The organism is Citrobacter sp. ANG330 (assembly GCF_047467925.1).
Taxonomy (GTDB): domain Bacteria; phylum Pseudomonadota; class Gammaproteobacteria; order Enterobacterales; family Enterobacteriaceae; genus Citrobacter_A; species Citrobacter_A amalonaticus_G.
The window spans coordinates 85,040-103,624 of sequence record NZ_JASJUI010000007.1 but is presented as its reverse complement, the minus strand read 5'-3'; the positions used below and the strand labels follow the sequence as shown (position 1 = coordinate 103,624).

The following is an 18,585-nucleotide window of genomic DNA, read 5'->3' as shown; positions in this document are numbered from 1 at the left end:
CCGTAGTCGTAAAGCTATCACACCCTGGCGAGAAAATCGCCAGCGCCGACTACCCTTGTTATACCCCTGTAGCAAGGAGACGATCATGACGAATAATCCCCCCCGTATTCAGCCCGGCGAGTATGGTTTTCCCCTGAAGTTAAAGGCCCGTTACGACAATTTTATCGGTGGCGACTGGGTTGCCCCGAGTGACGGCGAATATTACCAGAACCTGACGCCCGTTACCGGGCAACTGTTATGCGAAGTGGCTTCTTCCGGTAAAAGGGACATTGACCTGGCGCTTGACGCGGCCCACAAGGTAAAAGATCAGTGGGCACATACCTCTGTTCAGGATCGGGCGGCGGTTCTGTTCAAAATTGCCGATCGTATGGAGCAGAACCTTGAACTGCTGGCAACGGCGGAAACCTGGGATAACGGTAAGCCGATCCGTGAAACCAGCGCGGCAGATGTCCCGCTGGCAATCGACCATTTCCGCTATTTCGCTTCCTGTATTCGCGCCCAGGAAGGCGGAATCAGTGAAGTGGATAGCGATACTGTGGCCTATCACTTCCACGAACCGCTCGGTGTCGTTGGACAAATTATCCCGTGGAACTTCCCCTTATTGATGGCGAGCTGGAAAATGGCGCCCGCATTGGCGGCAGGAAACTGCGTGGTGCTTAAGCCCGCTCGTCTGACGCCGCTGTCCGTTTTACTGCTGATGGAAGTGATTGGCGATCTCCTCCCGCCAGGCGTGGTGAACGTAGTGAACGGTGCGGGCGGTGAGATTGGTGAGTATCTGGCGACCTCGAAGCGCATTGCCAAAGTGGCATTCACTGGCTCGACGGAAGTCGGGCAGCAGATCATGCAATATGCTACACAGAACATCATTCCCGTCACTCTGGAGCTGGGTGGGAAATCGCCCAACATTTTCTTTGCTGACGTAATGGACGAAGAAGATGCCTTTTTCGATAAAGCGCTGGAAGGCTTTGCGCTGTTTGCCTTTAACCAGGGTGAGGTTTGCACTTGTCCGAGTCGCGCGCTGGTGCAGGAATCCATCTATGAACGCTTTATGGAGCGCGCCATACGCCGCGTCGAAAGCATCCGCAGCGGTAACCCGTTGGACAGCGTGACGCAAATGGGGGCACAGGTCTCTCACGGGCAGATGGAAACTATCCTCAATTACATTGATATCGGTAAGAAAGAAGGGGCGGACGTCCTGACCGGCGGGCGGCGTAAGCAGCTTGAAGGTGAACTGAAAGACGGCTATTACCTCGAACCGACTATCCTGTTTGGTCAGAATACTATGCGTGTGTTCCAGGAGGAGATCTTTGGCCCGGTACTGGCGGTGACCACGTTCAAAACAATGGACGAGGCGCTGGAGTTAGCCAACGATACCCAGTACGGTCTCGGAGCGGGCGTCTGGAGCCGTAACGGTAACCTGGCGTATAAAATGGGACGCGGTATTCAGGCGGGGCGCGTATGGACCAACTGCTACCATGCTTATCCGGCCCACGCAGCCTTTGGCGGCTATAAGCAGTCGGGGATTGGACGTGAAACCCACAAAATGATGCTGGAGCACTATCAGCAGACGAAATGTTTACTGGTGAGCTACTCTGATAAACCGCTGGGACTCTTTTAACTGACGGCGTTATGCCCGATGGCGCTTGTGGCTTATCGGGCATAACGATTAATCCATCACTTTAACCTGCAATGGACGGAAACGGCTGTAGACCCACAATCCCAGACAAGCAATCGAGCCGATGAAAACGGTGAACAGTACCGTGATAAACACGCCGCTGAACAGCGCGGCAGGAATCGCCATTACACCATGCACGGGTTGATCGTTCCATTTCACCAGGTTGAAGCCGAAGAGGCTCAGCACACCGCAAATAAAACTGAAAGATATCATTGGGATACCTAAGCCAATGAGTAATAAACGGTAGATAGTGGCCGCTTTGATGCGCTTGAGGGTAATGGTGGATGAGACTTCCGCGTTGTTCATTTTATTTCCCGCTGTTTAGATGTTAAAACATAATAAACCGTGACTTGCCTAAAAAACAATATACGAAAATGTACAGTATATAAAAAACCATATGTCGATATATAAATATGACAATTGCACGACATCTGGTCATTCCACTATCATTCTTAACATCCATTTTTAAATATTATTCTCTGGGGGAGTATGTTTCTCGATTATTTTGCACTTGGGGTGCTTATTTTTGTGTTTTTGGTTGTTTTCTACGGAATTATTGTTTTACATGATATTCCCTATTTAATTGCGAAAAAACGCAATCACCCTCATGCCGATGCCATTCACGTTGCGGGTTGGGTCAGTTTGTTTACATTACATGTTATCTGGCCTTTTTTATGGATTTGGGCCACGCTCTATCGTCCAGAGCGGGGGTGGGGCATGCAAAGCCCTGAACCTGGCGTTATGCAACTCCAGGAGCGCGTTGCCGGGTTGGAAAAACAACTGGCCGAACTGAAATCCTCTTCTGGCGAGTAATTATTATGGATTTACTGATTATCCTGACCTATGTGGCTTTCGCATGGGCGATTTTTAAAATCTTCAAAATCCCCGTTAATAAATGGACGATACCGACAGCGGCGCTGGGCGGCATATTTATTGTCAGCGGTTTAATCTTATTAATGAATTATAACCATCCTTATACGTTTAAAGCGCAAAAAGCGGTGGTGTCTGTTCCCGTGGTTCCGCAGGTCACCGGTGTGGTGATTGAAGTGACGGACAAGAAAAATACGCTGATTAAAAAAGGTGAAGTGCTGTTCAGGCTGGATCCCACGCGCTATCAGGCCAGGGTAGATCGTCTGCAGGCGGATATCGTGACGGCGCAGTATAAGCAACATGCGCTGGGTGCCGAACTGAATGAAATGGTCGCCAATACGCAGCAGGCAAAAGCCACGCGAGATAAGTTCGCGAAAGAATATCAGCGTTATGCGCAGGGGAGCCGGGCGAAGGTGAATCCGTTCTCTGAGCGCGACATCGACGTCGCACGGCAGAACTACCTGGCGCAAGAGGCTTCAGTGAAATCGTCGGCGGCGGAACAACAGCAGATTCAAAGCCAGTTAGACAGCCTGGTCATGGGCGAACACTCGCAGATCGCCAGTCTGAAAGCGCAACTGGCCGAGGCGGAATATAACCTTGAACAAACTATCGTTCGCGCGCCGAGTGACGGTTACGTAACCCAGGTGCTGATTCGCCCAGGAACCTATGCGGCCTCGTTGCCACTGCGTCCGGTGATGGTGTTTATTCCTGCTCAGAAGCGGCAAATCATCGCGCAATTTCGCCAGAATTCGTTGCTGCGACTGGAACCCGGCGATGACGCGGAAGTGGTATTCAATGCCTTACCGGGCAAGGTGTTCAGCGGTAAGTTGGCTGCGATCAGTCCGGCGGTGCCTGGCGGAACTTACCAGTCGACCGGAACGTTACAGTCGTTGAATACGGTACCGGGGTCGGAAGGTGTTATTGCGACGATCGAGCTGAACGAGCATGCTGATTTAAGCGCATTACCGGATGGAATTTATGCACAGGTCGCGGTCTACTCCGACCATTTCAGCCATGTCTCGGTCATGCGTAAGGTGCTATTACGCATGACAAGTTGGGTACATTACCTTTATCTCGATCACTAATTGTCGATGATTGAGTCTTGCCCGGGACGCAACAGTTGCGCCTGGGCAAGCTGGTTGCGGATTTCACGTAGCATCTCATCCAGGACATACTGCACTCGCCAGGGCTGGTACTCCCGCTTGCGAAAGATTGCGACCAGGTCCAGCCACCACTCGTGCTGTTCTGAAAAACAGGGGACTAACGTCCCGGCCTGCAGGTCGTTTTGCACGCTTTCGTTTGGCGCAAATACAATACCCAGATGATTACGCGCCAGTTCCAGCGCCGACAGGGTATTGTCGCAAACGTAATTCCCCGTCACGCGATAGTCCCGCATCTCTTTACTGCCGGCGCTGTTGAAGCGCCAGATGTTAGCATCATCAATCATCATGGAATCAATCAGGATGCAGGAGTGATGCTCGAGGTCTTCAGGTCGACTTAGCGGGTGCTTTTCAAGGTAGGTTTGGCTGGCAAAGGCCGTCACTGCGTATTTGGTAATAAAACTGGCAACCAGTGATTCATCTTTCGGATGGGCATAGGTGATTAACACGTCACAGTCGTCAGGAAATTCAACGCCTTCATAAAAGGCTTTTGGCTCAAGGTTGCAGGTTTTCAGCGACAAAGAGATATCGCCAATATCTTTAATTCTGGCGATCACTTGTTTCGATAAGTAAGCAATGATGCCTGTCGGCGCGTATACCGTTACCCGTCCCCGCTTTTCGTGCTTATAATCCGCAATGAAATGGTTAAGCTGCTCATTTCTGTCGAGCATGTCATTAATGTAGGGCAGAAGCGCCGTACCAAAAGGCGTCAGAGTCAGTTGCCGGGTCGTCCTGTCAAAAACCTTAAGACCGACTTTTGATTCGAAATCAGCAAGATACTTGCTGACATTGGCCTGCGCGATGCCGAGAATGGTCGCCGCATGACTGATGTTTTCACTGGCAGCAATGACCGAGATAATCTTTAATTCCCGATGCTTGAGTTGTAATTTATTCATCGCAGCAGCCTAATATATATAAGTTTTTATATATTACTATATAAATACGTGCCTTGCACCGACGAATTTGTAAGCATTATTATGCCGACGAATTTTTGGCTTGTTTAAAATGGAACGTCGGGCATGTTAATTAAACGAAATAGTAAACGTAATATTAAGTGCAATATAATAACGCTATTCGCTCTTTCCTTTATCGCCAGCGCATCAGCTTCGGAATTATCCCTCGGTGCGGGGGCGATATATAATGAATCCCCTTATCGCGGATATAATGAAAATACCCATGCGATTCCCCTCATTAGTTATGAAGGCGAATCATTCTATGTCCGGCAAACCACGCTGGGCTACATTTTGTCTAAAAGTGAACAAAATGAATTTAGCCTGACTGCCTCCTGGATGCCGTTGGAATTTGATCCTTCCGATAACGACGACCATGCCATGAAGAAACTCGACCAGCGTGACAGTACAATGATGGCGGGCGCGGCGTGGTATCACCACGAGCGTTGGGGCAGCGTGAAAGCTGCAGCCGCCGCCGATGTTCTGGATAACAACAATGGCTGGATGGGGGAATTGTCACTGTTTCGTAAAATTCCAGTCGGCCAGTTTGCTCTGATCCCGTCTGTTGGCGTGTTCTATTACGATGAAAATTTCAACGACTACTATTACGGCGTGTCAGGCAGCGAATCCCGTCGCAGCGGCCTGAACCGCTATACCGCGCAGGACAGTTGGGTTCCTTACGTCAGCCTGACTGCAAAATACCCTGTCACTGACAATATCGTTTTGATGGCGAGCGCGGCCTATAGCGTGCTGCCGGATGAAATCAAAGACAGCTCGATGATCGACCGTGATGATAGCTTCACCTTCATATCAGGTACGAGCTGGCGTTTCTAACGATGTGAGAAAAATTGCCGGATAACGACCATTGTCCCGGCCTGGGATGGATTTAATCCACAGGTCTGTCGTTGTTCGGCCCATTTCTATTGCGACTTTGATAAGAGAACGACACTGTAATGATGATGGCCCCGCAGCGGTCTGTTGCCGGGCGTCACATTCCCCTCTCGATGAAGTATTATTAAACGCTGCAGCATTTTAAGCTGTAATTTGTGATAAATATGCCCGTTTAACTTGCGCTATCGAATATTCATACTGAAATAGAGTAACGCTCTGATAATTTGTTTTTAGAGGTTATTTAACAGCGCCTGGATTTATCCTTCAGATATACACTCTACACTGACGCTGCGGCGAGATGAAAATGATCGCTTCAGGTATCTATTGAAATTAATTCAGTTTTTTTTAAACTTGCGTAAGACAATATCTACAAGGACTTACACATGTTTAGCTATCGATAGTTCAGTAAAACGTGAGTATGTAATGATGGAATACCAGTTACATGGATTTATGATAGGTCGGGAAATATTTTTTGACATCAATGAGTCGAGAATTTTCAGGCTTCCGGTAAATAAAATGGACAGTGTTATTGCATTTGGCGGCGTTTTTTTTAACCGTACGATGCTACGGTTGTTCGTTTATCTTTTACTGAACGCCCGGACCCATTATGTTTCAAAAGATGAGTTACTCGTCAACATCTGGGAAAAAAATGAATTAAGTGCTTCCACACAACGTTTGTCCACGATGGTAAAAAATCTCAACAACAAATTATATTTGCTGGGGTTACCTCAGCATTCCATCGTCAGCGTAAAAGGAAGCGGATACATACTGGCACTGGATAATATTCAACCGCTCTACAGTGTGGTCGATGAGGCAGATTATCAAATATAGATATCACTCAATCGGGTGTCAGCTTATTCCGTAGCGTGATGTCGCCTGCGGATTATTCCCCTGGTCGTCAACGTCCAGGGTTTTTTTTCTGCGTCAGGCTGGGAAATGGCCGCCAGTATTAGGCGAATCTCCTGAACGCTTCAGGCATCTGACAAAATTTGACCATTTCCCCTGTTTGATCAAGGCAGCCGTAACATCCTCTCTGGCACTCTGTGGTTTTACGGCGAGGGAGGGTGCAATGAACCGGTTTATCATGGCAGATGCGGCAAAGTGTATAGGCTGTCGTACCTGCGAAGTCGCCTGCGTGGTCTCGCATCAGGAAAATCAGGACTGTGCCGCGGTGTCTGCGGGACACTTTGTCTCACGCATTCGGGTCATTAAGGAAAATACCTTTACCACCGCCGTAGCCTGTCACCAGTGTGAAGACGCACCGTGCGCCAACGTCTGCCCGACACAGGCCATTCGCCGCGACAGGGGACACATTTTTGTAGAGCAGACGCGCTGTATTGGCTGCAAAAGCTGCATGCTGGCGTGCCCGTTCGGCGCAATGAACGTCGTGACCCAAACTTCACGCGTTCAGGCGGTGAAATGCGATCTCTGTTGGCATCGTGATACGGGACCAGCCTGCGTCGAGGCTTGCCCGACGGGGGCTTTGAATTGTCTGGATGCGGCGAGCGTGCAGCGTCAGCGCCTTCACGCTCAGCCTTTATAACCACGTTACCCGGCCAGCTCAGGCCGGGACAACGTTACTGATTTTCCGCCCAGGCGCGTTCTACCTCTTCAGCCAGAATTTTCACCCCAGCTTCAATTTTCTGCGGATCGGGCACATAGTTCATGCGCATACACTGGTGCGTGTGCGGCCAGGGCTTGTCGAGTCCAGGGAAGAAGTAGTGTCCTGGCACCATCAATACACCACGCGCTTTCAAACGCTGGTAGAGCAACTCGGTGGTGATGGGCAGATCCTGGAACCACAGCCAAAGGAAAATTGCCCCTTCAGGTTTGTGAATTAAGCAGCGATTTTCAGGTAAATAACGGCGGATGATCGCAATGGTTTGCTGAACGCGCTGAAAATAGAACGGCTTGATAACCGTTTCTGACAGCCGCATCAGGTCGTTACGCTTGATCATCTCGCACATCATGGCCGGTCCAATCCCGCCAGGCGCAAGACTGATGATGCCGTTCATATTGGCGATGGCGGTGATGATTTTTTCGTTGGCGATGATAATGCCGCAGCGCGAGCCGGGTAACCCCAGTTTGGAGAGGCTCATACACAGGACAATGTTGGGATTCCACAACGGGCGCGCTTCGCTAAAAATAATGCTCGGGAACGGCACGCCATAGGCATTATCAATGACCAACGGAATACCGTGCTGGTTGGCAAGCGTATCGAGTTTTATCAGCTCTTCATCGGTGATAACATTCCCCGTCGGATTGGTGGGTCGTGAGACGCAGATCATCCCGGTCTCTTCGCCAATGTGCAGGTGTTCGAAGTCAACGTGATACTTGAACTGGCCCTCTGGCAGCAGCTCAATATTGGGACGCGCCGAAACGAATAAATCCTCTTCCAGCCCGGAATCCGCATAGCCGATATACTCCGGCGCGAGAGGGAAGAGTACCTTTTTGGCGGTCCCGTCAGCGCGGCGGCCAGCAAAGAGGTTAAACAAGTAGAAAAATGCGCTCTGACTGCCGTTTGTTAGCGCAATATTCTGCGGTTCAATATCCCAACCCAGATTCTCACGCAGTAGCGAAGCGAGCGCGTCCAGCAGTTCGGTTTTCCCTTGCGGACCGTCATAATTGCATAGCGCATCAGTGAGTTTGCCGTTTTCCAGCATCTCTGTCAGGAGCGTTTGGAAGTAATCCTGCATCGCCGGAATTTGCGCTGGATTACCACCGCCCAGCATGATTGCGCCTGGGGTGCGTAAGCCGTCGTTGAGGTCCTCCATCAGGCGGGTAATGCCTGAATGGCGGGTGAATTTGTCGCCAAAAAGTGAAAATGTCATAACGGATGGTCTGTCAAACGCTGAGTCGAAGGGGGTTACCTTAACGCTAGCACTGGCAGGGTGCAAATCGAGCTGAAACGACGGCTTTGACGTTTTATGCTTATAATTTTATTCAGGGTGGTGTTTTATTTTGCAGCGTCTGAGGCGCTTTGGCCATCAGACGCCGGTTCAGGTTAACGTTGACCCGCCCAGATGACCATCACGGTGTCGTCACCGTGCTGGCGCACAAAACCGTACCCCTGCTTGAGCGAGAGCGTGGTTTGCTGCCCTGCGCCGATGGCCGGATGTCGCGCTCTGAACTGACCGAGGCGCTGCCAGTGGGCAACGTTGTCGGCTGACTTACCGCTGACATCCTGCCAGTTCATATCAGAGCGGGTGCCCTGTAGCGGGTCGGAACCAGTGGGGCCGAAAGGTCGTGCGGATTCATCGCCATAGAATATTTGCACGGCGCCGGGGGCTAACAGCAGCAACTCAGCCGCCTTATCACCGCCTTCGCGGAACAGACGAGTATCGTGCGACGAGAGGTAGCTCAGCACATTGAACCCCTGTAACTTCTCCGCCATTTGCTGCCAGACGAGATCCATACTCGCCAGGCAATCGACGGCTTTTGCGGCCTGCTCCTGATAGTCAAAGTTAATCATGGCGTCAAAGCCGTGGCGGTAGTAGTCGCTCTGCATCACGCCGTGTCCCCAGGCTTCACCGGTCATCCAGAACGGCTTATCGTCAAGCGCTTTGTCCGGATTCGCTTTTTTCCATTCCACCAGCGCTGCGCTGGCCTGCACTTTTAACTGTTGCCAGGCCGGAAGTTCGACGTGTTTCGCCGTGTCGACGCGAAATCCATCGACACCGTAATCGCGCACCCATTGACTCAGCCAGTGGGTCAGGTAATCCCGGGGCGTGTAGCCTTCAATGGCTTTCGCGCGCGTATCGGCTTTATGTTGGTAAAACACCGGCAGGCCCGATGGGGTGGTCGACTCGGTCTTTAGATCCGGTAGAAAAGCCAGCGACATCGTGAGATCGTCAAAGCCAGGGTTGTCGTAATCGCCAATGTCAGTGCGGATCCATGCTTCCCCCCACCATTTTTCCCAGGCGACCTTATCGCTAAAGTTGATGTAATCATTGAAGCTGTGCCAGCTCTGCCCGGCGGCGGGTTTCCAGTCCGTCCAGCGCTCACCGAGCGTTTTTTTCAACTCATCGCCAGAAAGGTAGAGCGCGCCGAACTGATATTCCTGCATGTCCGCCAGCGTGGCGTAACCAGTATGGTTCATTACAATATCAAAAAGGATACGGATCCCGCGCTGGTGCGCGCCGTCAATCAGCGCGCGCAGGTCGGCTTCGCTGCCCATGTTGGCATCAAGGGTTGTCCAGTCCTGCGTGTAATAACCGTGATAGGCATAGTGCGGGAAGTCGCCTTTCGTGCCGCCGCCCACCCAGCCATGGATTTGTTCGAACGGCGCGCTTATCCACAGTGCATTCACCCCCAGTTGCTGCAGATAATCCAGTTTGCCGGTCAGGCCACGCAAATCGCCTCCGTGAAACGTGCCGATTTCCTCCATACCGTCTTTATGGCGACCATAACTCTGGTCATTGGAGGGATCGCCGTTTTCGAAGCGGTCGGTGAGCACAAAATAGACCGTGGCGTTGTGCCAGTCGAACGGCGCGGATGCGTTGGTCTGCGCCCGTTCCAGCAGTAGCAGGCCATTGCTGGCAGGTGCGGGTTGCAGCGTTATCCGTCCATTTTTCACCGTGGCGGTCTGTCCGCTGTAAAAATCACGTACCACGCTCCCTTCCGGGAAAGTCTGCGCGACCGCTATCGTCAGCGGCTTTCCATCCCACTTTGGACACTGGCGTACCACATTGGCGGTAGGTTCGGCCTCACGCGGCACCGTAATTATTAACGTTGGCGTGCCAGAGCGGGTATCGATTTCCAGCGTGTAACGGCCATCTTTGAACAGACGCCACTGCGGCGGAGTCCCTTCGCACGGGACGAGCGACAGCATCTGATTGAGTTTTATCGCGTTAGCCGGCTGCCAGCACTGTTGGTCAAAATTTAACGTTAAGGAACGAGTACCCTTCGTCAACTCAGCATGGCTGGTAAACTTACCCGTTCCTTCGGCGGTGAAGGTGGGGAAACCCTGAGAGGTCCATGTCGCGGCGCTCGTGATAGCGGGCAACAGCGCGAGAGCAATGGCGGCAAGCTTCATTGTGCGGTCCTTTTTGCGGCGATTTTAACCAGTTTGCCTGAGAACCTGCTGACAAAACTCATCCTTTGACCGCACTCAACGAGGATGAGGAATACGGATGAGTGATTTTGGGCAAAAAATAGCCTTATTTTGCGATAACCACCACAAATCTTTCGAATTAGTTCCTCGCGGAATAGTTTATGCGTGACATGGTTTCGGAATTGGCCTATTCCTTAGGGTGCTCTTGAACGCTATTTTTGATATGATTTGAGATTCAACTCTCAAAATTGTGAAAAATAAAAGGTGTTGGAATGATTCAATCCGACCAGGAGACCTAATGATATTGACTCCCATACGACGATATGGGGCAATGATTCTTATGTTACTCACCATCGTATTTTCGGGTGAGGTGCTGGCAAAGACGCACACATCAACATCGAGTCAAAAGTCCCACGTAACCAAGACCAGTAATAAACAGGTAAGCAGTAAACAAGAGTATTCTCGCAATAGTGCAAAGAGCAGTTCACTTCCTGATTTGCGAAAATACCCTTCCGGAACACCAAGGAAAAAAGCGTTTCTCCGGACGGTTATGCCTTATATTACCAGTCAAAATGCGGCGATCACTGCCGATCGTAACTGGCTGATCTCAAAGCAGTATCAGAATCGCTGGTCACCGACTGAGCGTAAGCGCATGAAAGATATTGCGACGCGCTACAAGGTGAAGTGGTCTGGCAACACCCGGAGTATTCCGTGGAATACGTTGCTGGAGCGCGTAGACATCATCCCGACCAGTATGGTGGCGACGATGGCTGCGGCAGAAAGCGGTTGGGGTACCTCTAAGCTTGCGCGTAGCAATAACAACCTGTTCGGCATGAAGTGCGCGAAAGGAAGTTGTAACAATGCGCCAGGTAAAGTGAAAGGGTACTCTCAGTTTGACTCCGTTAAAGAGTCGGTCAGCGCCTATGTGATTAACCTGAACACGCATCCGGCTTACGCCTCCTTCCGTAAATCGCGCGCGCAACTGCGCAAAGCGGATCAGGAAGTAACGGCGACGGCGATGATTCATAAGCTGAAGGGTTATTCAACAAAGGGGCAGAGTTACAACAACTATCTGTTCGCGATGTACCAGGATAACCAGCGATTAATCGCAGCCCATATGTAATCCCCGAACGCCTTCTGCAAAGAAGGCGTTTTTGTTTCGGTCCTGGTGCATCACACTAATACTTCACTGTTCAGATCGCGATACTCTTTTGGGGTCGTGTCGTACTCTTTCTTAAAGACGGAATAGAAATACTGCAGCGACGGATAACCGCACATCTGCGAGATTTCGTTGATCGACAGCGTCGTGGAAATCAACAGGCTGCGCGCTTTCTCCAGCTTTTCAGCGTGGATCACCGCGTGAATGGTCTCTCCCACTTCTTCTTTAAAGCGCTTTTCCAGATTGGAACGTGAAATCCCGACCGCATCCAGTACCTGATCTACCTTGATGCCTTTGCAGGCGTGGTTACGGATATAATGCATCGCCTGAATAACGGCGGGGTCGGAGAGGGAGCGGTAGTCTGTCGAACGGCGTTCAACGACGCGCACCGGAGGCACCAGAATACGCTGGAGCGGCAATTCCTCATTGGCCAGCAGGCGGTGCAGCAGCTTTGCCGCCTGATAGCCCATTTGCCTCGCGCCCTGAGCCACCGACGACAGCGCAACCCGTGACAGATAGCGGGTCAGTTCCTCATTATCAATACCAATGACGCACAACTTTTCGGGTACCGGAATATGCAGGTGCTCACAGACCTGAAGAACATGGCGGGCGCGGGCGTCAGTGACCGCGATAATACCCGTCTGCGGCGGCAGGGTTTGCAGCCAGTCCGCCAGTCGATTTTGCGCGTGTTGCCAGAGTTCAGGCGCGGTTTCCAGTCCCTGATACACCACGCCACGATACTTCTCCTCCGCAACTAACTGGCGGAAGGCATACTCGCGTTCCGCCGCCCAGCGCTTTCCGCTGGAGGCGGGCAGGCCGTAGAAGGCAAAACGATTAACGCCTTTTTCTTTCAGGTGCAGAAAGGCGCTCTCAACGAGCGCATGATTATCAGTGGCAATGTAATGGACAGGAGGATAATTTTCCGCCAGATGATAGGAGCCTCCGACACCGACGATGGGCACATGCACATCCACTAACAACCGTGCGATCTCATCGTCGTCATAGTCAGCAATCACGCCGTCACCTAACCACTCTTTGATATTATCAATGCGGGCGCGAAAGTCCTCCTCGATGAAGATGTCCCATTCGGATTGCGAGGCTTGTAGATATTCACCGACCCCTTCCACCACCTGACGGTCGTAGGCTTTATTGGCATTAAATAACAGGGTAATACGGTGACGTTTATCAAACATGGTTCTGTCTCTGCTCACTCTTTCATAAACGACAATGCCGGACAGGAGTGACCGGCATAAAAAATAGCCCTATTTTTCAGTAGATCAGACGCGGCGTTTTGTCGCTGAATCCATCCATACTGCCAGCAACAGAATCGCGCCCTTCACGATATACTGCCAGAACGTTGGGACATCCATCATACTCATTCCGTTATCCAGAGAAGCCATAATAAATGCGCCCATCACTGCGCCGGCAACGCTACCGATGCCACCCGCCAGGCTGGTTCCGCCAATGACACAGGCGGCAATGGCATCCAGTTCGGCGATGTTTCCCGCAGAAGGCGAGCCGGCACCGAGACGCGAACTGAGGATCAACCCGGCAATCGCCACCATCAGACCATTGATGGCGAACACTGCCAGTTTGGTCCGCGCGACGTTAATGCCGGAAAGACGGGCGGCCTCCAGATTGCCCCCGATGGCGTAAATACGCCGGCCAAATGCCGTTCGTGTCGCCATAAACATCCCCGCGAGCAGCAAAAATACCAGCAGCAGAACAGGTGTCGGCACACCGCGATAATCATTCAGCAGCCAGATGGCGCCTAACACAATAACGGCAGTTAATGCCTGGCGGCCCACTACGCTGGTTGACGCCGGGGCGTCAAGACCCAAAGACTGCCGGCGCATGCGCCCGCGCCACTGCCAGCCGATAAACGCCATCAAACCGATCGCGCCGAGGGTAAAGCCCAATCCATTGGATAAGTAGCTTTGCCCAATCTGCGACATGGCAGAACTGGTCGGCGATACGGTTGTACCATTGGTGATGCCGATGAGGATACCGCGAAACGCCAGCATCCCGGCCAGAGTCACAATAAATGAGGGAACTTTGCGGTAAGCGACCCACCAGCCATTCCAGGCGCCGAGCAGCAATCCCAGCGCCAGCGTGACGATAATGGTAAACGGCAATGGCCAGCCCAGCCAGACGTCGCAGATAGCCGCGACGCCGCCCAGCAGTCCCATCATCGAACCGACGGAGAGATCGATTTCCGCTGAGATGATGACAAACACCATACCGACCGCCAGGATCCCCGTAATCGCGGTCTGGCGAAGCAGGTTAGAGACGTTACGTGCGCTGAGATACGCACCGTCCGTGGTCCAGGTAAAGAACAGCATGATCACGATGATGGCCGCGATCATCACGAACACCTGTAGATTCAGCGATTTAATCCCAGGAAAAACGCCCGTCAGTGGGGCGGTGAGTTTAGCTTCAGACGGATTGTTTTTCGACATGTTGTTCGCTCCTCAAAGCGGCTTCCATCACCTGCTCTTGCGTCAGATTATGATTGACCAGGTTGGCTTTCAGTTTTCCTTCATGCATCACCAGAATACGGTCGCTGAGCCCTAACACTTCGGGCAATTCCGACGAGATGACGATCACGGCGATACCCTGCTGAACGAGCTGGTTAATGAGTTTGTAGATTTCATATTTCGCGCCGATATCAATGCCCCGGGTAGGCTCATCGAGGATGAGAATTTGCGGGTTGAGCAACAGGCAGCGTGCCAGAATGGCTTTTTGCTGGTTCCCACCGCTCAGACGTCCGATCGCCAGCTCCGGAGAGGAGGTTTTGACTTTCAGGCGTTGCAGGGATTCCAGAATGCATTTGTATTCGGCGGCATCGTCTAACTGGCTTACCTTGCCAGTGAACTGATCAAGCGCGGCGAGGGTAATGTTTTTCCCCACCGCCATAACTGGCACAATGCCATCGCGTTTACGGTCCTCCGGGACCATGGCGATCCCGTGAGCAATAGCCTGCTGACAGTTGCGGATGTTGACGGGCTGGCCGTCAATCACCACTTCTCCTTCCCAACGTCCGGGCCAGACGCCAAACAGACACTGGACAAGCTCCGTGCGCCCTGCGCCTACCAGACCGGCAATACCCAGGATTTCGCCGCGCTTTAGTGAGAAGGAAACGTCATTCACGCGCCGGATATGACGATTGACGGGATGCCAGGCGGTGAGATGCTCAACGCGTAAAATTTCTTCACCTGCGGTGTGTGGTTCGCTGGGGTAGAGCGCGGTGAGCTCGCGACCCACCATCATGGTGATGATATCGTCTTCGCTCATGCCAGCCGCCTCGCGGGTACCAATATGCTTGCCATCACGGATCACGCAGATCGTGTCGGAAATGGCTTTCACTTCGTTCAGCTTGTGTGAAATGTAGATGCAGGCGATATCGTGCTGTTGCAGATCGCGAATGATCTCCAGCAGCACGGTTGTTTCCTGTTCGGTGAGTGACGCTGTCGGTTCATCCAGAATCAGCAGGCGCACCTGTTTATTCAGCGCTTTCGCAATTTCAACCAGCTGTTGCTGACCAAGGCCCAGCTCACCCACCCGGGTATCGGGAGAAATCGCCAGACTGACCTGCCTGAGCAATTTTTGGCAGCGCAGGGTCATCATGTCGTAATCAAGCACACCATGACGGTTTATTTCACTTCCGAGGAAAATATTCTCCAGCACGGTTAAATGTTTAACCAGCGCTAACTCCTGATGGATGATGGCAATCCCTTTGCGTTCGGTATCACGAATATGGTTGGCCTGCAGCGTTTCTCCCGCAAAAACAATTTCACCTTCATAACTGCCATAGGGATAAATACCGCACAGTACTTTCATCAGCGTCGATTTACCTGAGCCATTCTCGCCGCATAATGAAATAATTTCACCGGCATTCAGTCTGAGGCTGACGTTATCAATCGCCTTGACGACACCGAAGGTTTTGGTGATGTTCTTCATTTCAAGTAGACAGGACATAGCGACTCCGCAGTAGCCAATGAGAGAACCGGGCGTAGTGGGAAATGCGCGCCCTCAGCGGTTGCCAGGGCGCAGCGCTTACAGTTCGCTCTGCTTATGGAATCCGTCTTTAATCACGGTCTCATTGATGTTGTTTTTATTAACGTCAATTGGCGTCAATAAGCGGGAGGGAACATCTTTCAGACCGTTGTTTAACGTGGCGTCGGCTTTTGGTTGCTGTCCGTTGCCCAGTTCAACGGCGATTTCGGCGGCGGTATTGGCCAGCAGCGTAATCGGTTTATAAACGGTCATTGTTTGTGTTCCCGCGACAATGCGCTTAATTCCCGCTAGGTCAGCATCCTGGCCTGAAATTGCCACTTTCCCTGAAAGCCCCTGCGCACTGAGCGCCTGAACCGCTCCGCCTGCCGTCGCGTCATTGGAGGCGACAACGGCATCAATGTTGTTATTGTTTGCGGTCAAGGCATTTTCCATAATTTTCAACGCATTTTCCGGCAGCCAGCCGTCTACCCACTGATCGCCAACCACTTTTATTTTCCCGGAATCGATATAGGGTTTTAAGACTTTCATCTGTCCGGCGCGGAAGAGTTTAGCGTTATTATCTACGGGGGAACCGCCCATCAGAAAATAATTCCCCTGAGGAACGCGCTCAACTAATGCCTGGGCCTGTAATTCGCCGACCTTTTCGTTATCAAATGAAATATAAAAATCGATGTCAGCATCATTGATCATACGGTCGTAAGCTAAAACTTTAATACCTTCCTGTTTCGCCTCTTTGACTACGTTACTTAATACTTGTCCGTTATAAGGAATAATGACAAGGACATCCACTCCTCGGTTGATCATATTTTCAATCTGCGACATCTGGGTTTCTTCATTCCCATTCGCGGACTGGACAAAGACTTTTGCACCAAGAGATTCAGCCTTACTGACGAAAATATCGCGATCTTTCTGCCAGCGCTCGAGCCGCAGGTCATCAATCGCCATGCCGATTTTTATTTCTTTGGCATGTCCTGCTACGCTGGTAAGCAAAAGGGAGGTACAGATGGTGAGTAAGAGATTCTTCATCTTCATAATCGTGATGCCTTTTGTTAGAGGGAGTAACAATAAAAGTAACAATCACAGCATAAGACGTTGCAGAATTTAGCAATTCATACGGGGAAGACAATTACAGATTTTTATCTTGCGGTTACGAAATTTGGTTTATTTCCCGAATTATGACCGGGATCTTACTTTTTATCGTGGGTATTGAAAGTTGCACTTATACCAGCAGAGCCTCCATTTTTTGCAAATGGATATTTTTATTTTGCGAGGTGGCGCACACTTGTGAATTATCTCAATAGCAGTGTGAAATAACATAATTGAGCAACGGTAAGGGAGTGCTCAATATTACGGCATAACCTATTTCCGCCGTATTCCTTGATTATGGAGTTCATTATGCAGGCATATTTTGACCAACTCGATCGCGTTCGTTATGAAGGTCCACGATCCACTAATCCGTTAGCATTCCGTCATTACAATCCTGATGAGATCGTCATGGGCAAACGGATGGAAGATCATCTGCGTTTTGCGGCCTGCTATTGGCATACCTTCTGCTGGAACGGCGCTGATATGTTTGGTGTCGGGGCGTTTGATCGTCCGTGGCAGCAACCGGGCGATGCGCTGGCGCTGGCAAAACGTAAAGCGGACGTCGCGTTTGAGTTTTTCCACAAGCTGCACGTTCCGTTCTATTGCTTCCACGATGTCGATGTGTCGCCGGAAGGCGCGTCGCTGAAAGAGTACAAAAACAACTTTGCTCAAATGGTCGATGTGCTGGCTGAGAAGCAAGAGCAGAGCGGTGTGAAGCTGTTATGGGGTACGGCAAACTGCTTCACCAATCCACGCTATGGTGCGGGTGCAGCAACGAACCCGGATCCGGAAGTGTTCAGTTGGGCGGCTACTCAGGTGGTGACGGCGATGGACGCCACGCACAAACTGGGCGGTGAAAACTACGTGCTGTGGGGCGGTCGCGAAGGGTACGAAACCTTGCTGAATACCGATCTGCGTCAGGAACGCGAGCAGATTGGCCGCTTTATGCAGATGGTCGTAGAGCACAAGCACAAAACGGGCTTCCAGGGCACGCTGCTGATCGAACCAAAACCGCAGGAGCCAACCAAGCACCAATATGATTACGACGCCTCCACCGTCTACGGCTTCCTCAAACAGTTCGGTCTGGAAAAAGAGATCAAACTGAATATCGAAGCTAACCACGCAACGCTGGCGGGTCACTCATTCCACCACGAAATCGCCACGGCGATTGCGCTGGGCCTGTTCGGTTCTGTGGATGCCAACCGGGGCGACGCACAGCTGGGCTGGGATACCGACCAGTTCCCGAACAGCGTGGAAGAGAACGCCCTGGTGATGTACGAAATCCTCAAAGCGGGCGGCTTCACCACCGGTGGCCTGAACTTTGACGCGAAAGTTCGCCGTCAGAGCACCGATAAATACGATCTGTTCTACGGTCATATCGGCGCGATGGACACCATGGCGCTGTCACTGAAAATTGCGGCGCGCATGATCGAAGAGGGTGAACTGGATAAACGCGTGGCGAAGCGTTATGCCGGGTGGAATAGCGAGTTGGGCCAGCAGATCCTGAAAGGACAGATGTCGTTAAGCGAACTGGCGCATTATGCTGAGCAGCATAACCTGGCGCCGGTACATCAGAGTGGCCATCAGGAACAACTGGAAAACCTGGTGAACCATTACCTGTTCGATAAGTAATCGACATCGCCGGGTGACGCAACGTTTTCCCGGTCGATCGTTTTACAGGCCCGGTGAGCGTTGCGCTACCGGGCATTTTCAGTTTAAGGAAC

The 18,585-nt window shown here is 51.6% G+C and carries 16 protein-coding genes; 8 read left to right on the top strand and 8 right to left on the bottom strand.

The genetic code is table 11. The annotated features are described in order from the left end of the window. The first annotated feature begins 85 nt into the window (after positions 1 to 85). Positions 86 to 1,618 carry an aldehyde dehydrogenase AldB gene (gene aldB, locus QNN88_RS16125; protein ID WP_414241106.1) on the top strand — a complete coding sequence of 511 codons (1,533 nt, stop codon included), beginning with the start codon at positions 86 to 88 and terminating at the stop codon, positions 1,616 to 1,618. 48 nt (positions 1,619 to 1,666) lie between these two features. On the opposite strand, the gene QNN88_RS16120 is transcribed toward aldB, so the two are convergent. After that, a complete protein-coding gene (locus QNN88_RS16120) occupies positions 1,667 to 1,981 on the bottom strand; it encodes a hypothetical protein (protein WP_414241105.1) in 315 nt (104 codons plus the stop codon). A gap of 183 nt (positions 1,982 to 2,164) precedes the next feature. Between QNN88_RS16120 and QNN88_RS16115 the strand changes: the two genes are divergently transcribed. Together QNN88_RS16115 and QNN88_RS16110 are read left to right on the top strand one after the other, a co-directional pair. Next, a complete protein-coding gene (locus tag QNN88_RS16115; RefSeq protein ID WP_414241104.1) occupies positions 2,165 to 2,488 on the top strand; it encodes a DUF3302 domain-containing protein in 324 nt (107 codons plus the stop codon). A 5-nt stretch (positions 2,489 to 2,493) separates the two neighbouring features. Further along, positions 2,494 to 3,630 carry an HlyD family secretion protein gene (locus tag QNN88_RS16110; RefSeq protein ID WP_414241103.1) on the top strand — a complete coding sequence of 379 codons (1,137 nt, stop codon included), beginning with the start codon at positions 2,494 to 2,496 and terminating at the stop codon, positions 3,628 to 3,630. Here the strand turns inward: QNN88_RS16110 and QNN88_RS16105 are convergent. After that, a complete protein-coding gene (locus QNN88_RS16105) occupies positions 3,627 to 4,601 on the bottom strand; it encodes a LysR family transcriptional regulator (RefSeq protein ID WP_414241102.1) in 975 nt (324 codons plus the stop codon). The two genes, QNN88_RS16110 and QNN88_RS16105, sit on opposite strands and share 4 nt — an antisense overlap. A gap of 123 nt (positions 4,602 to 4,724) precedes the next feature. Here QNN88_RS16105 and QNN88_RS16100 point away from each other — a divergent pair, with 123 nt between their 5' ends. From QNN88_RS16100 to QNN88_RS16090, 3 genes are all read left to right on the top strand, one after another. Further along, positions 4,725 to 5,489: a MipA/OmpV family protein gene (locus tag QNN88_RS16100; protein ID WP_414241101.1), complete on the top strand. Its 765-nt coding sequence runs from the start codon at positions 4,725 to 4,727 to the stop codon at positions 5,487 to 5,489. Positions 5,490 to 5,969: 480 nt separating this feature from the next. After that, positions 5,970 to 6,377: a helix-turn-helix domain-containing protein gene (locus tag QNN88_RS16095; protein ID WP_241029915.1), complete on the top strand. Its 408-nt coding sequence runs from the start codon at positions 5,970 to 5,972 to the stop codon at positions 6,375 to 6,377. 238 nt (positions 6,378 to 6,615) lie between these two features. Then, a complete protein-coding gene (locus QNN88_RS16090; RefSeq protein ID WP_414241100.1) occupies positions 6,616 to 7,089 on the top strand; it encodes a 4Fe-4S dicluster domain-containing protein in 474 nt (157 codons plus the stop codon). 34 nt (positions 7,090 to 7,123) lie between these two features. Here the strand turns inward: QNN88_RS16090 and avtA are convergent, their stop codons facing one another. Both avtA and malS read right to left on the bottom strand, forming a co-directional pair. Further along, complete coding sequence (gene avtA / locus QNN88_RS16085) at positions 7,124 to 8,377, bottom strand: valine--pyruvate transaminase (protein WP_414241099.1); 1,254 nt, start codon at positions 8,375 to 8,377, stop codon at positions 7,124 to 7,126. Positions 8,378 to 8,550: 173 nt separating this feature from the next. Further along, positions 8,551 to 10,581 (bottom strand): alpha-amylase, encoded by a 2,031-nt coding sequence (gene malS / locus QNN88_RS16080; protein WP_414241098.1) that lies wholly within the window; start codon positions 10,579 to 10,581, stop codon positions 8,551 to 8,553. Positions 10,582 to 10,897: 316 nt separating this feature from the next. Between malS and QNN88_RS16075 the strand changes: the two genes are divergently transcribed. After that, a complete protein-coding gene (locus tag QNN88_RS16075) occupies positions 10,898 to 11,722 on the top strand; it encodes a protein bax (RefSeq protein ID WP_414241097.1) in 825 nt (274 codons plus the stop codon). A 50-nt stretch (positions 11,723 to 11,772) separates the two neighbouring features. On the opposite strand, the gene xylR is transcribed toward QNN88_RS16075, so the two are convergent. The 4 genes from xylR to xylF all read right to left on the bottom strand — a co-directional run bounded on the left by xylR (position 11,773) and on the right by xylF (position 16,807). Next, complete coding sequence (gene xylR, locus QNN88_RS16070) at positions 11,773 to 12,951, bottom strand: D-xylose utilization transcriptional activator XylR (protein WP_414241096.1); 1,179 nt, start codon at positions 12,949 to 12,951, stop codon at positions 11,773 to 11,775. An 84-nt stretch (positions 12,952 to 13,035) separates the two neighbouring features. Continuing rightward, the gene (gene xylH / locus QNN88_RS16065; protein WP_414241095.1) at positions 13,036 to 14,217 is read right to left on the bottom strand and encodes a xylose ABC transporter permease XylH; all 1,182 of its coding nucleotides are present in this window, start codon (positions 14,215 to 14,217) and stop codon (positions 13,036 to 13,038) included. Further along, on the bottom strand, positions 14,195 to 15,736 hold the full coding sequence (locus QNN88_RS16060; protein WP_414241094.1) for a xylose ABC transporter ATP-binding protein: 1,542 nt from the start codon (positions 15,734 to 15,736) through the stop codon (positions 14,195 to 14,197). Before QNN88_RS16060 ends, xylH begins: the two co-directional genes overlap by 23 nt. A 78-nt stretch (positions 15,737 to 15,814) precedes the next feature. Continuing rightward, entirely contained in the window at positions 15,815 to 16,807 is a 993-nt protein-coding gene (gene xylF, locus QNN88_RS16055; RefSeq protein WP_414241093.1) for a D-xylose ABC transporter substrate-binding protein, read from the bottom strand. Positions 16,808 to 17,170: 363 nt separating this feature from the next. Between xylF and xylA the strand changes: the two genes are divergently transcribed. After that, complete coding sequence (xylA, locus tag QNN88_RS16050; RefSeq protein WP_414241092.1) at positions 17,171 to 18,493, top strand: xylose isomerase; 1,323 nt, start codon at positions 17,171 to 17,173, stop codon at positions 18,491 to 18,493. Positions 18,494 to 18,585: the final 92 nt, after the last annotated feature.

Bases quoted from the DNA above. Each gene is read 5' to 3' on its own strand.
- aldB (WP_414241106.1), top strand. From the start codon at position 86: ATGACGAATAATCCCCCCCGTATTCAGCCCGGCGAGTATGGTTTTCCC.
- QNN88_RS16120 (WP_414241105.1), bottom strand. From the start codon at position 1,981: ATGAACAACGCGGAAGTCTCATCCACCATTACCCTCAAGCGCATCAAA.
- QNN88_RS16115 (WP_414241104.1), top strand. From the start codon at position 2,165: ATGTTTCTCGATTATTTTGCACTTGGGGTGCTTATTTTTGTGTTTTTG.
- QNN88_RS16110 (WP_414241103.1), top strand. From the start codon at position 2,494: ATGGATTTACTGATTATCCTGACCTATGTGGCTTTCGCATGGGCGATT.
- QNN88_RS16105 (WP_414241102.1), bottom strand. From the start codon at position 4,601: ATGAATAAATTACAACTCAAGCATCGGGAATTAAAGATTATCTCGGTC.
- QNN88_RS16100 (WP_414241101.1), top strand. From the start codon at position 4,725: ATGTTAATTAAACGAAATAGTAAACGTAATATTAAGTGCAATATAATA.
- QNN88_RS16095 (WP_241029915.1), top strand. From the start codon at position 5,970: ATGATGGAATACCAGTTACATGGATTTATGATAGGTCGGGAAATATTT.
- QNN88_RS16090 (WP_414241100.1), top strand. From the start codon at position 6,616: ATGAACCGGTTTATCATGGCAGATGCGGCAAAGTGTATAGGCTGTCGT.
- avtA (WP_414241099.1), bottom strand. From the start codon at position 8,377: ATGACATTTTCACTTTTTGGCGACAAATTCACCCGCCATTCAGGCATT.
- malS (WP_414241098.1), bottom strand. From the start codon at position 10,581: ATGAAGCTTGCCGCCATTGCTCTCGCGCTGTTGCCCGCTATCACGAGC.
- QNN88_RS16075 (WP_414241097.1), top strand. From the start codon at position 10,898: ATGATATTGACTCCCATACGACGATATGGGGCAATGATTCTTATGTTA.
- xylR (WP_414241096.1), bottom strand. From the start codon at position 12,951: ATGTTTGATAAACGTCACCGTATTACCCTGTTATTTAATGCCAATAAA.
- xylH (WP_414241095.1), bottom strand. From the start codon at position 14,217: ATGTCGAAAAACAATCCGTCTGAAGCTAAACTCACCGCCCCACTGACG.
- QNN88_RS16060 (WP_414241094.1), bottom strand. From the start codon at position 15,736: ATGTCCTGTCTACTTGAAATGAAGAACATCACCAAAACCTTCGGTGTC.
- xylF (WP_414241093.1), bottom strand. From the start codon at position 16,807: ATGAAGATGAAGAATCTCTTACTCACCATCTGTACCTCCCTTTTGCTT.
- xylA (WP_414241092.1), top strand. From the start codon at position 17,171: ATGCAGGCATATTTTGACCAACTCGATCGCGTTCGTTATGAAGGTCCA.